At 62.7% G+C, this 12,941-nt stretch carries 15 protein-coding genes and 1 tRNA gene; 10 read left to right on the top strand and 6 right to left on the bottom strand.

Translation table 11 applies throughout. The annotated features are described in order from the left end of the window. Positions 1–97: 97 nt before the first annotated feature. The 3 genes from SMA01S_RS24310 to SMA01S_RS19725 form a co-directional block, all read right to left on the bottom strand. A complete protein-coding gene (locus tag SMA01S_RS24310) occupies positions 98–2,125 on the bottom strand; it encodes an alkaline phosphatase family protein (RefSeq protein ID WP_218016937.1) in 2,028 nt (675 codons plus the stop codon). Between the two features lie 52 nt (positions 2,126–2,177). Continuing rightward, positions 2,178–2,681: a hypothetical protein gene (locus SMA01S_RS19730; RefSeq protein ID WP_157094051.1), complete on the bottom strand. Its 504-nt coding sequence runs from the start codon at positions 2,679–2,681 to the stop codon at positions 2,178–2,180. 340 nt (positions 2,682–3,021) lie between these two features. Continuing rightward, complete coding sequence (locus tag SMA01S_RS19725) at positions 3,022–3,693, bottom strand: RBBP9/YdeN family alpha/beta hydrolase (protein WP_066826545.1); 672 nt, start codon at positions 3,691–3,693, stop codon at positions 3,022–3,024. A 179-nt stretch (positions 3,694–3,872) separates the two neighbouring features. Here SMA01S_RS19725 and SMA01S_RS19720 point away from each other — a divergent pair, with 179 nt between their 5' ends. From SMA01S_RS19720 to SMA01S_RS19700, 5 genes are all read left to right on the top strand, one after another. Further along, on the top strand, positions 3,873–4,610 hold the full coding sequence (locus SMA01S_RS19720) for a TlyA family RNA methyltransferase (protein WP_066826544.1): 738 nt from the start codon (positions 3,873–3,875) through the stop codon (positions 4,608–4,610). A 115-nt stretch (positions 4,611–4,725) separates the two neighbouring features. Further along, the gene (locus SMA01S_RS19715; RefSeq protein WP_066826543.1) at positions 4,726–5,277 is read left to right on the top strand and encodes a TspO/MBR family protein; all 552 of its coding nucleotides are present in this window, start codon (positions 4,726–4,728) and stop codon (positions 5,275–5,277) included. Between the two features lie 22 nt (positions 5,278–5,299). Further along, on the top strand, positions 5,300–5,575 hold the full coding sequence (locus SMA01S_RS19710; protein WP_066826542.1) for an accessory factor UbiK family protein: 276 nt from the start codon (positions 5,300–5,302) through the stop codon (positions 5,573–5,575). Positions 5,576–5,663: 88 nt separating this feature from the next. Then, positions 5,664–6,167: a type III secretion system chaperone family protein gene (locus SMA01S_RS19705; RefSeq protein ID WP_066826540.1), complete on the top strand. Its 504-nt coding sequence runs from the start codon at positions 5,664–5,666 to the stop codon at positions 6,165–6,167. 2 nt (positions 6,168–6,169) lie between these two features. Next, positions 6,170–6,982, top strand: a complete 813-nt coding sequence (locus SMA01S_RS19700) for a pyrroline-5-carboxylate reductase family protein (protein ID WP_066826538.1) — start codon at positions 6,170–6,172, stop codon at positions 6,980–6,982. A gap of 16 nt (positions 6,983–6,998) precedes the next feature. Here SMA01S_RS19700 and SMA01S_RS19695 read toward each other — a convergent pair whose 3' ends face one another. Further along, entirely contained in the window at positions 6,999–7,514 is a 516-nt protein-coding gene (locus SMA01S_RS19695) for a MarR family transcriptional regulator (RefSeq protein ID WP_066826552.1), read from the bottom strand. Between the two features lie 78 nt (positions 7,515–7,592). On the opposite strand from SMA01S_RS19695, the gene SMA01S_RS19690 reads away from it, so the two are divergent. The 3 genes from SMA01S_RS19690 to SMA01S_RS19680 all read left to right on the top strand — a co-directional run bounded on the left by SMA01S_RS19690 (position 7,593) and on the right by SMA01S_RS19680 (position 10,242). After that, positions 7,593–8,684 carry a branched-chain amino acid aminotransferase gene (locus SMA01S_RS19690; RefSeq protein ID WP_066826536.1) on the top strand — a complete coding sequence of 364 codons (1,092 nt, stop codon included), beginning with the start codon at positions 7,593–7,595 and terminating at the stop codon, positions 8,682–8,684. A gap of 79 nt (positions 8,685–8,763) precedes the next feature. Then, positions 8,764–8,838, top strand: a tRNA-Gln gene (locus tag SMA01S_RS19685). Positions 8,839–9,009: 171 nt separating this feature from the next. Next, positions 9,010–10,242: a tyrosine-type recombinase/integrase gene (locus SMA01S_RS19680; RefSeq protein ID WP_066826534.1), complete on the top strand. Its 1,233-nt coding sequence runs from the start codon at positions 9,010–9,012 to the stop codon at positions 10,240–10,242. Positions 10,243–10,268: 26 nt separating this feature from the next. Here the strand turns inward: SMA01S_RS19680 and SMA01S_RS19675 are convergent, their stop codons facing one another. Then, positions 10,269–10,490 carry a helix-turn-helix transcriptional regulator gene (locus SMA01S_RS19675; RefSeq protein WP_066826532.1) on the bottom strand — a complete coding sequence of 74 codons (222 nt, stop codon included), beginning with the start codon at positions 10,488–10,490 and terminating at the stop codon, positions 10,269–10,271. A 66-nt stretch (positions 10,491–10,556) separates the two neighbouring features. Beyond that, entirely contained in the window at positions 10,557–10,757 is a 201-nt protein-coding gene (locus SMA01S_RS19670) for a helix-turn-helix transcriptional regulator (protein ID WP_066826528.1), read from the bottom strand. 159 nt (positions 10,758–10,916) lie between these two features. Here SMA01S_RS19670 and SMA01S_RS24695 point away from each other — a divergent pair, with 159 nt between their 5' ends. Together SMA01S_RS24695 and SMA01S_RS19665 are read left to right on the top strand one after the other, a co-directional pair. Further along, the gene (locus tag SMA01S_RS24695) at positions 10,917–11,075 is read left to right on the top strand and encodes a hypothetical protein (RefSeq protein ID WP_218016936.1); all 159 of its coding nucleotides are present in this window, start codon (positions 10,917–10,919) and stop codon (positions 11,073–11,075) included. A gap of 357 nt (positions 11,076–11,432) precedes the next feature. Continuing rightward, entirely contained in the window at positions 11,433–12,911 is a 1,479-nt protein-coding gene (locus SMA01S_RS19665; RefSeq protein WP_066826525.1) for a Calx-beta domain-containing protein, read from the top strand. Positions 12,912–12,941 lie beyond the last annotated feature (30 nt).

Genomic DNA, 12,941 nt, shown 5'->3' with positions numbered 1-12,941 from the left:
CTTGAAGGCGCTGCGCTATAACGATGCGAGCGTGGCGGACGGAGCAAGGGCCTGACGCTAGGCGGCCCCCTCCCGGCGGAGAGGGGGCATCGCCGGCTCAGTTCGTGTCCGGGGGTGCGGCGTTGCGTGCGGCCCTGATCGCTTCGACCTCGGTCATCACTTCCTCGATATAGGCTGCCGCGCGTCCGCGGGTCTTGATCGCCCTGAATTCGGCATAGAGCGCCGCCTTGGTTGCTTCGGACCTGTCGGACAGTTCGTATTTGGTCTTGAGCATGATCGCCAGCAGCCCATGCAGATTGTCGCGTTCGGGGATCAGGGCTGTGGCGTCGAGCGCTTCCGCGCCGGTCGCCAGGCTGGCGGCAACGGCGGCGGGCAGCGGCGCCGGATCGTTGAGCGTGGTCGGGCAATTGGTCCGCGCGCTGCTCTGCAGCAAGCCCAGGACGCTGTTGGCGGCCTTGTCGCGCGCCGTCAGCGGCAGGACACCGAACACCTGTTCGATCGTCGCCAGCGCGGAGCCGTGATCGTAGATCGTGTGGTCGACGCCGCCGGCCTGTACCCAGGGCGAGACGATGATCGCCGGTACCCGCACGCCATATTTGTCGAAGGTAAAGCCGAAATCGCTCAGGCTGTCCTTCGCCCCCGGCGTATTCGAGCTGCCATCATTCGGCGGCGGGGCGGTGCCGGGCGCCACCGAGTCATAGAAGCCGCCGTGCTCGTCATAGGTGATGATCAACAGGCTCTCATACCATAACGGCGAGTTGCGGATCGCTTCGTAGACGGTCTTGATCAGAGCCTCGCCGCCGGTGACTCCGTCCATCGGGTGCTGCGACGATCCGCCTTCGTACGAGCCGTTGACGATGTTGCCGTAATTGGGCTCGATGAACGTATATTGATATGGATAATCCCCGGACAGGTCCTTCGCCAAATTGTTCACCGAATGCACCTCGGTCAGGAAGATATTCTTGAGCGAGGCGACCTGCGGGATGTCCCCGGAAAGCGGTCCGTTGGTATCGTGATAGAGCCGGTAGGAAACGCCGTCATTGTTCAGCGCGTCGAAAATCGATCCGTGCAGATAGGTGAAGCCGTCGGCCAGCTCCCATTTGCCCATCTCGCCGTCGGTCGGACTGTGATCGAGGCCGTTGGACGACGCGCCATGGAGGAAGAAACGGTTCGGCCAGGTCGGCCCCGGCAGCGACGAGAACCATTGGTCACACAGCACGAAACTGGTCGCGAGCTGATAGGCCACCGGCAAATCGGTCGCGGTATCGAAACATAGCATGATGTCGCCGATCTTATCTGGCGCCGGCGGTGACCCCTCGGTTTTGGTGGTGGCATAGTTCGCGGCGAAACCGGAATTGTCGATGGTAGGATAGGGCCCATTGACCGGATACGTGGCGCCGGCGCCGCCCAATTGCTCGACCACGTCGGGGAATTCGTGCCCCGGATCGGTCGGCATGCTCGACGGCGCGCCGCCGCCTACATAATAGGTCGTGCCGTTATAGATGTTGCTGTTGCTGGTCGTCGCCGCGATAATTCCGGGAATCCCTGACAAGGCGAACATGTTGTCGAACGAATGGTTCTCCAGCATCAGCACGAAGATGCGGCTGATCGGATAAGAGGGCTTCACCGTGCCCGCCGCGACCACGAAGCTGCTGTTGGTGCCCGACAGCGGCAGGTTCAGCTTCGACGCGCCGTTGTTGACCGGTATGTTGAGGCCGGGCTGGCTGCTGTTGACGATCGATCCACCGAGCCACCAATTGTTGGTCAGGCCGTAGCTGCCCTGGCCGATATTGAGGATCGCGCTGCCTGATCCGCTGGCGGTGGTGACCTGGAGCTCCAGCTGGAAGAAGAAATTGAGCTCCTTGGGCAGGCCCCCGCCGCCCGATGCGGCGTAAGCGTTGAGGCTGTTATTGTTGCAATTGTTATTGAAGGCCGTCGCCACGGGAGTGGATTTCTTGCGATCGCAAACGAACGTGATCGTGAAGACGCTGCCGTTCTTCTGGACGGTCGGCGGGGGCGAGCTGTCTTCTCCCGATGTGACGGTCGCCGAATTGGCGACATAGGTCATCGAGGTGATCGTCCCGGAATTGTCGGTGATCGTGAGGACGTTGGTGGAAATCGACATACGAATTCCTTTGCCTGGATGGGGAGCTGTTCGAGCGGCGGCGCGCGCCGATTCAGGCGATCGTGCCCGGTCCGAACGTGAAGCTGCTGGTCGATCCCGACAGCGGCAGCTCCAGCGTGGCCGCGCTGCCGACAGGGATCGTGAGACAAGGCACGCTGCTGGTCACGATCGATCCGCCGAGCCACCAATTGTTGCTGAGCGCGAAATGGCCCTGACCAGTGTTGAGCGAAACGGTTGCATTGCCCTGTGCCGTGGAGAAGGTCAGCTCGAGCGTGAAATAGAAGTTCAACTTTTCCGGCGTGCCGCCGCCGCCTGAGGCGGCATACACATAGGCAGTCCCGCCGCTGGCGTTGTTGAACGACGTCGCGACATCGCTCGAACCCTTGCGGTCGGCGGCGAAAGTGATCGTCCAGACGTTCCCGCTGACGCCGATCGCGGCAGAGTCGATGTAGCTCTCGCCCGACGTGACCACGGCCGAGCCGGAAATATAGGTTACACCGATCAGTGTTCGGGAGTCGTCGACGATCTGAAGCGTGTTGCTTGTAATAGAAGACATGTTGTTCCCTCGCTATGGAATAGTTCTGGGCATGCGCGACAGTAATCCGCCGAATAAATCCTGCGGATACAATAAGGTTTACAAGGAATTTACCGGCGGTCGTGGATACGACTCACGTTTATATTGAAACGTTTGGCGTGCCAGAAGTCAATGATTCGGCGTCAATAAATATAGATCAGATCGGACTTATTGTGGTTGCCAACAAGTTAAAGCCCTGCGCGGCAATCGATGCGCGGACAGGCCCATCTGACGGTTTGGCATGAGCAAACGAGCGCCGGCAGGCGGCGCCCGTCCCAACGATCGGCATCGCCCCCGCGCCCGATAAGCGCGGGGAAATGGGTCATTTGTGCAGATAATATTCCTGCGCGGCGTCGGTGGCGTTGATCGCCAGGATCGACTTTGCTTCACCCGGGCGCAACGGATGACCCGAGCGGTCGGCGGACGCGGCGATCACGCGGTCGAGCAGGCGACGCCCTTCCTCCCACCAGCCGATTCCGCTGGCGGCGTTAAGATGCCCTTGCGGCCCGGCGTCGACGAAATGACTGCCCCAGAACGAGGCCATGCCGCGCGCGCGGCCGATGTCGATCCAGGGATCGTCGGTCGACGCCACGAGGATCGACGGGAAGGGGAGCGCCTTGCGCGGTGTGGGGGCGAAACCCTTGAGTTCCAGAGCGGTGTCGGGTCGGTCGGGATCGGCGGGGGCAACGAGCAACGCGCCGGCGACCGGCCAGCCATAAGGCTGCGGACTCATTTCGGCCCACCAGGCGACGGCGAGGCAGCCGAGCGAATGCGCGGCGAAGATGACGGGGGCCTTGGCCGCGCGCACCGCCTGGTCGATCTTGGTCACCCAGGCGTTACGGTGCGGCTGGTCCCACATGCCAAGTTCGATGCGGTGCGTGTCGGGACGCGCGGTCTCCCACAGGCTTTGCCAATGTGAGGGGCCGGACCCGCCCAGTCCGGGGACGGTAAGAATAGTCGGAAGCGTGCCGTCGGGATGCGTGAACTGTCCCATCGTTTCTCTCCGTGAGAGGGTGGGAAGAAGACGGCGTGGGCGCTCTAGGGGGACGACCGCGCTGTTTCCTCGCCTCCTTCCCAACGATCAATCTAATTCCTAGTTCATTGATGGGAATATGCCTTGCGCCCAAATGCCGTCGGATTGCGACAGACGGAAATCGCGGTCATGGGGGAAGGATGGCAAAGCTTCGCGCCGACCAACTCATCACCGACCGCGGGCTCGCGGAGAGCCGCACGCGCGCGCAGGCATTGATCATGGCAGGCCTCGCCTTCACCGGCGACAAGCGAATCGACAAGCCGGGGCAGATGCTCGCCGATGATGCCCCAATCGAGGTCAAGGGACGCGATCACCCTTGGGTATCGCGCGGCGGGATCAAGCTGGCGCACGCGCTCGACCATGCCGGTTGGGACGTGGCGCGCGCGGTCGCGATCGATGTCGGTTCGTCGACCGGCGGATTCACCGACGTATTGCTGTCGAAGGGCGCGGCGCGGGTCTACGCCGTCGATAGCGGCACCAACCAGCTTGCCTGGAAACTCAGGCAGGACGACCGCGTCATCGTTCACGAACAGACCAGCGCGCGCATCCTGACCGAGGCGCATATCCCCGAGCCGGTCGACCTGATCGTGTGCGACGCCAGCTTCATCGGCCTGGCCAAAGTGCTGGAGGTGCCGCTGCGCTTCGCGAAACCGGGCGCGCGGCTGGCGGCGCTGATCAAGCCGCAGTTCGAAGCCGGGCGCGAGGAAGTAGGGAAGGGTGGCGTGGTGCGTGATCCCGCCGTCCATCGACGGGTTTGCGACGAGGTCGCGGCGTGGCTGACCGCGAGCGGCTGGACGGTCGAGGATGTCGTCCAGAGCCCGATCACCGGTCCGGAGGGAAATGTTGAATTCGTGATCCTGGCATATCGGCCCGATTAGGCCGTCCATTTCCAAGACGGTGGTCCTACCCGGAATGCAGGTCACCGCTTGTCATCATGCTGCATCGCGGCAACACTGAGCGAACGCGCGCGTCGAGCGCGCAAGAGGATTGCTGATGGAAATCGCGACCAAGGAACAATTGCGCGGGGCGTTTCTGCGCTGGGCGGTAGTGACGGTGCCGCTGATCCTGTTGCTCGGCTTCGGCTCGAGCCGGATCGCACCCGCCGGAGCAGAGAACCGCTGGTATGCCGCGCTCGTCCGCCCCGGAATCACGCCGCCCGATTGGGTTTTTCCGGTCGCCTGGAGCGCTCTCTACATCCTGATGGGGCTGGCGCTGGCGATGATCATCAATGCGCGCGGATCGCGGTTGCGAGGCCTCGGTATTGCCTTGTTCGTGCTTCAGCTGCTGCTCAATCTTGCCTGGTCGCCATTGTTCTTCGGCATGCACCAGGTGTCTTCTGCGCTGATCCTGCTGATCGCGATCTTCGTCGCGGCGCTGGCAACGACCTTGGTATTCGGTCGAATTCGCAGCGCGGCGGCGTGGCTGATGGCGCCATATCTGGTCTGGTTGTGCTTCGCCGGCGTGCTCAATTGGGAGATCGGGAAGCTCAACCCAAATGCATCGACGCTTGTACCGTCGTCGCCGAGCGCCCAGATGAGTTTTTGATCAAGATTACGGGATACCAGACATGCAATCCGAGAACCGGATGTTCGACGACCTCGTCAAGTTCGTGAACGGTGCCGCCGGCACGTTGGCGGGAATGGGCCGCGAGGCCGAAGCCGCGACGCGGGAGCGCGCCAGGGAATGGATCGGCGGGCTCGATTTCGTGAGCCGTGACGAGTTCGAGGCAGTGAAGGCGATGGCGGCGGCGGCGCGCGACGAGGCCGAGGCGCTCAAGGCGCGACTCGACGCGTTGGAAGGCAAGGCAGCGCCCGCGGCCAAGCCGAAATCCACAAAGGCCTGAACCGATTTTCCACAGCTTTCTCCACGATCCCGTTGCGCGTCTCGGCCGCAACGGGCAGATTCGCATGAGATGACCAGCGAGACCCACGATGCTCGATGAGAGCGATTTCCAGCGCGAGGACGCGGCGCCGATCGACATGATCGAAAGCTATTATGCCGCGCATGGCTGGGAGCATCAGCGCCACGACGATGAAGTCGTCGCGACGGTCAAGGGCAGTTGGACCGAATATGAGCTGCGCGCGCTGTGGCGAGAGGAGGATTGCGTGCTGCAATTCCTCGCTTTCCCGGACATCCGCGTGCCCGACGATCGCCGCGTCGCGATCTACGAGGCGATCGGGCTGATCAACGAGCAATTGTGGATCGGCCATTTCGAATTGTGGTCGTCGAGCGGGATCGTCCTGTATCGCCACGCCGCGATGATCGACGGCACCGATGGTGGAACGCTGACCCTGGAAGGCGCCGAATTGCTGATCGAATCGGCGATCGATGAATGCGAGCGCTTCTACCCCGTGTTCCAGTTCGTCCTGTGGGGCGGCAAGACCCCGAAGGAGGCGCTGGCCGCGTCGCTGACGGAGACGCAGGGCGAGGCGTGAGCATGACGGCCGCGGTTCCTCGTCGGCTGTGGCTGATCGGCTGCGGCAATATAGGCGGCGCAATGCTGTCGCGCTGGATAGAGAGCGGCGTGGTGCGTGGCGACGCGGTCGATGTGGTCAATCGCCACGACCGCGATCTGTCCGATGGCGTGCGCCAGGCGCGCTCTTTGCCCGATGGGCCGCCGCCTGATGCGGTGATGCTGGCGATGAAGCCGCAACAACTGGACGAGATCGTCGCTGCCTATGGCGAGCGTATCCGTCAGGCGCCGATATTGATCTCGATTCTCGCGGGGGTCGAGGAAGCGACGCTGGCTGGGCGCTTTCCCGGCCCCGCGATCATTCGCGCGATGCCGAACCTGCCCGTCGCGCTCGGCAAGGGCGTGGTCGCGCTTTATGCCGACGGCGCGCCGCAATCCGCCAGGGACGCGGCAGCGGCGTTGATGGCGCCGCTCGGGCTCGTCGAATGGACCGCGGATGAAGCGATGTTCGGGGCGGTCGGCACGCTCGAAGGATGCGGCCCGGCGTTCCTGTTCCGCTTCATCGATGCGCTGGCGAAGGCCGGCGAAGCGCTGGGCGTTCCCGCCGACCAGGCCGCGCGGTTGGCGCTGGCGACGGTCGATGGCGCGGCATCGATGGCGTCGGGTTCGGATGTGACCCCGGCGACACTCGCCGACCGCGTCGCCAGCCCAGGCGGCTCGACGCGGCAGGGACTGAATGTGCTCGATCGCGACGATGCGCTGGTCCGGCTGATGACCGAGACGCTTCAGGCCGCCGAACGCCGCGGCCGAGAGATGGCCGCCGCCGCCAAGCGCTGATTCGGCGGATTTTTGATTAGCGCCGCTGTCCCGGCGGCACCGAATTCTCGCGCCAGATATGTACCCGATCGCGCTCCGCCGGGGGAATCAGCCCCTCGAGCACTGCCCAAAAGCCCGTCACCGCTTGTTGCCCCGCCGCGCTATAGGCGCGCGCGATGATGTCGCGCGCATGGTTGAACAACTCGCCGTCAAGGTCGTAGCCCGAGTCGGTCAGCCGCAACAGTCGCTGGCGGCGGTCACGATCGCCGATCCGTGTTTCGACCAGCTGGCGCTCCTCGAGTTCCGTCAGCACGCGTCCCAGCGATTGCTTGGTAACGCCCAGGATCGACAGCAATTCGCTGACCGAAATATCGGGATGGCGGCCGATGAAATAGAGCGCGCGATGGTGCGCGCGGCCGATTCCGCGCTCGCCCAGATTCTGGTCAACCGCCCGGGTCAGGCGGCTGTACGCGAAAAAGAGCATTTCGGATCCTCGGCGAATTTCGGATTCGCGGAGGAATTGGGCCGAAGCGGCTGGTGTTGGGGCAGTCATGTTGACCGGTTTTGCCACCGGGATTAATCTACGGCAAGCCTTGGACGCGCGCGATTTGTCGCGCTATGGCCGATTGTCATGAATATCGCCGCGCATTTTCCGCTCAACGCCACCGCGTCGCCCACCCCCAATGAGGTCCGCGCCGAAAAACTCGTCAATCCGGGCTTCGGCCGCGTGTTCACCGATCACATGGCGATCGCGCATTATAACGACGAGAAAGGCTGGCACGATCTCGCCATCGCGCCGCGCCAGCCGCTGACGGTCGATCCTGCCTGCGCCGTGCTGCATTACGCGCAGGAGATTTTCGAAGGGCTCAAGGCCTATCGTGGCGCGGACGGCGGCATCACCATGTTCCGCCCCGAGGCGAATGCCCGCCGCTTCCGCAAATCGGCCGAGCGGCTGGCAATGCCGTTATTGCCCGAGGAACTGTTCGTCGAATCGTGCCGCGCGCTGGTCAGCGCGGAGCGCGACTGGATTCCGACCAGCGAGGGCGGGTCGCTCTATCTGCGCCCGTTCATGATCGCCAGTGAGACGTTCCTCGGGGTCAAGCCGTCGTCCGACTATATCTATATGGTGATCGCCTCGTCGGTCGGCGCCTATTTCAAGGGCGGCGCGCCCGCGGTGTCGATCTGGGCGTCGGAGACGTACACACGCGCGGCCCCCGGTGGCACCGGCGCGGCCAAGTGCGGCGGCAATTACGCCGCCAGCCTGATCGCGCAAGCCGAGGCCATCAAGCTGGGCTGCGACCAGGTCGTGTTCCTCGATGCGGTCGAACGCCGCTATGTCGAGGAACTGGGCGGGATGAACGTGTTCTTCGTGTTCGACGACGGATCGCTCGCGACGCCGCCGCTCAGCGACACGATCCTGGCGGGTATCACGCGCGATTCGCTAATTACGTTGGCGCGGGACCGCGGCATCACCGTCCGCGAAGAGAAATATGCGCTCGACCAATGGCGCGCCGATGCGGCGAGCGGGCGGCTGGTCGAGGCCTTCGCCTGCGGCACCGCGGCGGTGGTCACGCCGATCGGTCAGGTCAAGGCGAGCTCGGGTGACTTCACCATCGGGTCGGGCGGCCCGGGCCAGCTCACCATGTCGTTGCGCGAATCGCTGGTCGCGATCCAGACCGGTGCGGCGCCCGATCCCTACAGCTGGCTCGACCGGATCGCATAAGGGCTTTTTCAGGGCTTTGCAGGATCGCGCGCGCCGTTATAAGCGCGCGCTCCCGCCGGGACATGTCGGCGGGGAATATTGGGGCGTCGCCAAGTGGTAAGGCAGCGGCTTTTGGTGCCGCCATTCGCAGGTTCGAATCCTGCCGCCCCAGCCAGCCACACGTTTCAGCTTGTGCCAGCTTGTCTCGGCGAGATTATAAGTTGCTGAATTTGCATACAAAACTGTGAAACTGCGTCTCAGCGAGTGCTAGCTCGACCCAGGGCAGCTCAGAATTTTGTTGGTCTTTTTGTTGGTCTCGGGCTCGCCGCGTGGTATTGAGACCAACATGCTGACCGATACCGCGATCCGCGCGCTCAAGCCGGGTGAGAAGGAGTATAAGAAGGCCGATTCGGGTGGCTTGCACCTGCTGGTGAAGCCGAGCGGGTCGAAACTGTGGCGATTGGCCTATCGGTTCGACGACAAGCAGAAGACGCTGGTTGGCGGGAAATATCCGAATGTTGGTCTCGCTGATGCCCGTGCTTGGCGCGACAACGCGAAAGCACAGCTGGAGCAAGGTCTCGATCCCCGCGCGGTCGCGATCGCCGAGGAAGAGCGGGCCCGGGCGGTAGCACAGGACACGTTCGAGATTCTCGCTCGCGCATGGCTCGCCAACGCGAAGCTGCACTGGTCGGGGCGCTATGCCGAACTGGTCGTCGGTCGGTTCGAGGCGGACGTCTTTCCGCAAATTGGCCATCTTCCCATCACCGAGGTCGACGGACCGACGCTCCGGGCTGCCCTCAAGATCGTCGAAGATCGTGGCGCGATCGAATTCGCGCGGCGCATTCGTGCGCACTGCGGATGCGTGTTTCGTTACGCGATGGCCGAGGGCAAGGCGAAGATCGATCCGAGTGCCGGGATCGCCGAGGCGCAGCCCAAACCCAGGAAGAAGAAACACCGCGCACGCGTCACGGCATCGGGCATGCCCTTGTTCTTCTCGCGCCTGGCCAAGGATCAGGGCCATGAGCTGACCCATCTCGCCTTGCGCTGGACCATGTTGACGATGGTCCGAACCCAAGAGACGCGGTTCGCGCTCAAGGCGGAGCTTGAAGGTATCGGCGGTTCCACCCCGCAGTGGCGCATACCCCCGGAACGCATGAAGATGTCGAACGAGCACATCGTACCGCTGTCGCGGCAGGCGGTGGCCCTGCTTCCCCGCATCCTCGAATTGTCAGGGAACAGTCCGTGGCTGTTCCCGGTGCCGGGCACGAAGAAGGGCGTCATCTCCGAGAACCGGATGCTCGATTGCCTGTATCGCCTGGGATATAAGGGGACGGCGACGGTTCACGGTTTTCGCGGACTGGCGTCCACGGTGCTGAACGAGGAAACCCGTTTCGACGAAAGCGGCGAAGCGGTGCGGCGATGGGATTCCGACTGGATCGAACGTCAGCTGGCCCACGTCGAGGAGGACGAGGTCCGGGGTGCCTATAATGCCGCCGAATGGATCGGGCCGCGGCGCCGGATGATGCAGTGGTGGGCCGACTGGCTTGATATTCAGGAGGCCGCCGGGCTGCTGCTCTGACGCCTCGCATCGGCGGAGGCTGTGTTTCAATGAGCGGTGTCGGCCGCGGATGACTGTTTGTCGCCGGGCAGCTCGGCGATCCAGCTATTGACGATCGACTCCCGCCAGCCGGCGCATTGAGCACTGATCTTCACCTGACGCGGAAAAGTGCCTTCGCGAATCTTTCGATACAAGGTTGAACGGCTCAGACCCGTCCGCTCGAGAACGGTCTTGATCCGGAGGATGCGGTCGGGGACCCCGGCGGTCATGGCACAATCCTGTATCTCGTGATTTCCATCGCTCCCAGCCGGCAACCCGAGAGCCCGATTTTCTTGTCACGAGAGTATGGAAGACAGTGCCGATCGGCCATGGCGTGCTTTGGCGCGCAGACGCGTTTTCCGGCTGGAAAAGCAATTGCGCGCCTGCTTGGGAAACGTGCCGGTTTGGACCTTCCGGTAAAGCGTCGAGCGGCTCAGGCCGGTGCGATCGAGCACGGCATTGAGGCGAAGAATGCGGTCGGGCGTGTCGGTTGGCATGGCATTGTCCTGTGTCGCGTGAGTTCCAATCGCTCCCCGTCGATACATTTGAGACGCCAAATTCGCTGGCAAGAGTGCCAAAACAGTGCCAGGCTAATAATAGTGGGCGTTTACAGTCCAATACCTTATGCGCTTCGCCATAGTTCGATCGTACGAGGTTTGAGGTTCGGACTTCCGATCCGCCTGGTTGCCGCCCTTCATGACACGTCCGTGGTCATGATCGAGCGGCACTATTCCCGGTGGATCACCGAAGGGCTGGACGAACTGGCCGCACGCGCCATCGTGCCGCTCATCGCAGCCCCGACTGCTGCGATGTAGGACGTATCGTTGCGTCGACGTGAATGAAGCCGGGACGTTGATTGTAAGTGACCGTGTCGCTGCGTCAAAGATGACGCTGATTCAGCATGTGGCACCGTCCCCGGATGAGCTTTCAATTCTGGGAAAATCGGGTGTTGACGAACCAGAATGAAATAAGTCCAAAATGGATGTATATTGTCGGTGTGATGAAAATTTTAGTCACTGTTGAAGGAATTACTTGACGCGCCGTGAGGCGCCGGGCAGTTCCACTGTCTAACGTGAAATGCGGCTCGGACCGTGGCTCGCTAAGTGGGGAGGGCGGCTTTGGGCAGGCGTTGGCGGAGACTTATTTGCGCTGCATTTGCTGCGATCCTCATCGTGGCGCCTTCGATCGCACAGGAAACGACGACCTATACCTACGACGCTCTTGGGCGCCTCATAACATCGTCGATTTCGGGTGGTCCGAACAACGGCACGCAGACCGGCACGAGCTTTGACCCCGCGAGCAACCGGACAAACTATACCGTTACCGGAACCCCAATCCCCCCGTCGTTTGCCATCGGCAACGCGACCGCGGTGTCGGAGGGCAGTCCGCTGACTTTCATAGTGACAAAAACAGGCACGACGGCATCAACGTATTCAGTCAATTACGCGACGACGAACGGCACCGCCGCCGCCGGCAGCGACTACACCACGACATCTGGCACGTTGACCTTCGCGGCCGGCGAAACGACTAAGACGATCACGGTCGCGACGATCGACGACAGTGTCGTCGAATCCGCCGAGACGGTGTTGGTGACCCTGTCATCGCCAACCAACGGCGCCACGATCTCCACGGCGCAGGGCTCGGGCACGATCAATGACAACGATTCCGTCGTGCCGTCTTTCGCGATCGGCAACGCGACCGCGGTGACCGAGGGTGCCGCGCTGACGTACGCAGTGACCAAGACCGGTACGACCTCGGCGAGTTTCTCGGTCAATTACGCGACAGCGAACGGCACCGCGATATCGGGTAGCGATTTCATCGCAACGTCCGGCACACTCACTTTCCCTGCGGGTGGCACGACGACCCAGACGATCACGGTCCCGACGATTGACGACAGTGTGGTCGAGTCACCGGAGACGGTGCTGGTGAACCTGTCCTCGCCGTCCGGTGGCGCGACGATCACTACGACACAGGGCTCGGGCACCATCAACGACAACGATGTCTCCCCGCCGTCCTTTGCCATCGGCAACGCGGCCGCTGTCACCGAGGGTGGGGCGTTGACATTCACCGTCACCAAAAGTGGCGCTGCCGTGTCGACCTATTCGGTCAACTACGCGACCGCGAGCGGTACGGCGACCTCGGGCGTCGACTTCACGGCGACATCGGGGACACTGACTTTTGCTCCTGGCGATACGGCGAAGACGATTACGGTGCCAACGACTGACGACAGCACGGCAGAATCGATAGAGACAGTGCTGGTGAACCTGTCATCGCCCTCCGGAGGGGCGACGATTACCACGGCGCAAGGTTCGGGCGCCATCAACGACAACGACCCAACCAATCTGCCGCCAGTCGCGGCAGCCGACAGCACCTCGTTTAACTGCAGTGTGGAAAAGGCGGTCAACCTCGTCGCCAACGATTCCGATCCAGACAACAACACGCCACTTTCGCTGGTGAGTATTACTAGTTTGAGTCCGAGCTGGGCCTGGGGAAGCGTGACGAGTTCTACGTCGGTCACTGTTGGAGCATCGGCTGCTGGCACATTCGACTATTCCTATGTCGTCCAGGACAGTTTGGGGGCGACTGCATCCGGCACGCTGACGATCACGGTAAGCGATCTCAACGGCAAGCTCACGTGCCTCGGATCATGAGCCGGGCGGCTGGTGGAGCAAGTGGCGGAA

Origin of the sequence: Sphingomonas mali NBRC 15500, assembly GCF_001598415.1 — a bacterium.
Taxonomy (GTDB): domain Bacteria; phylum Pseudomonadota; class Alphaproteobacteria; order Sphingomonadales; family Sphingomonadaceae; genus Sphingomonas; species Sphingomonas mali.
This window is presented reverse-complemented; position numbering and strand designations above follow the sequence as displayed.

Excerpts from the sequence above, each read along its gene's own strand:
- SMA01S_RS19675 (WP_066826532.1), bottom strand. The coding sequence starts at position 10,490 with ATGACCGCCGGGGTCCCCGACCGCATCCTCCGGATCAAGACCGTTCTC.
- SMA01S_RS19725 (WP_066826545.1), bottom strand. The coding sequence starts at position 3,693 with ATGGGACAGTTCACGCATCCCGACGGCACGCTTCCGACTATTCTTACC.
- SMA01S_RS19710 (WP_066826542.1), top strand. The coding sequence starts at position 5,300 with ATGCAATCCGAGAACCGGATGTTCGACGACCTCGTCAAGTTCGTGAAC.
- SMA01S_RS24310 (WP_218016937.1), bottom strand. The coding sequence starts at position 2,125 with ATGTCGATTTCCACCAACGTCCTCACGATCACCGACAATTCCGGGACG.
- SMA01S_RS19715 (WP_066826543.1), top strand. The coding sequence starts at position 4,726 with ATGGAAATCGCGACCAAGGAACAATTGCGCGGGGCGTTTCTGCGCTGG.
- SMA01S_RS19720 (WP_066826544.1), top strand. The coding sequence starts at position 3,873 with ATGGCAAAGCTTCGCGCCGACCAACTCATCACCGACCGCGGGCTCGCG.
- SMA01S_RS19695 (WP_066826552.1), bottom strand. The coding sequence starts at position 7,514 with ATGACTGCCCCAACACCAGCCGCTTCGGCCCAATTCCTCCGCGAATCC.
- SMA01S_RS19705 (WP_066826540.1), top strand. The coding sequence starts at position 5,664 with ATGCTCGATGAGAGCGATTTCCAGCGCGAGGACGCGGCGCCGATCGAC.
- SMA01S_RS19730 (WP_157094051.1), bottom strand. The coding sequence starts at position 2,681 with ATGTCTTCTATTACAAGCAACACGCTTCAGATCGTCGACGACTCCCGA.
- SMA01S_RS19670 (WP_066826528.1), bottom strand. The coding sequence starts at position 10,757 with ATGCCAACCGACACGCCCGACCGCATTCTTCGCCTCAATGCCGTGCTC.
- SMA01S_RS19700 (WP_066826538.1), top strand. The coding sequence starts at position 6,170 with ATGACGGCCGCGGTTCCTCGTCGGCTGTGGCTGATCGGCTGCGGCAAT.
- SMA01S_RS19690 (WP_066826536.1), top strand. The coding sequence starts at position 7,593 with ATGAATATCGCCGCGCATTTTCCGCTCAACGCCACCGCGTCGCCCACC.
- SMA01S_RS19680 (WP_066826534.1), top strand. The coding sequence starts at position 9,010 with ATGCTGACCGATACCGCGATCCGCGCGCTCAAGCCGGGTGAGAAGGAG.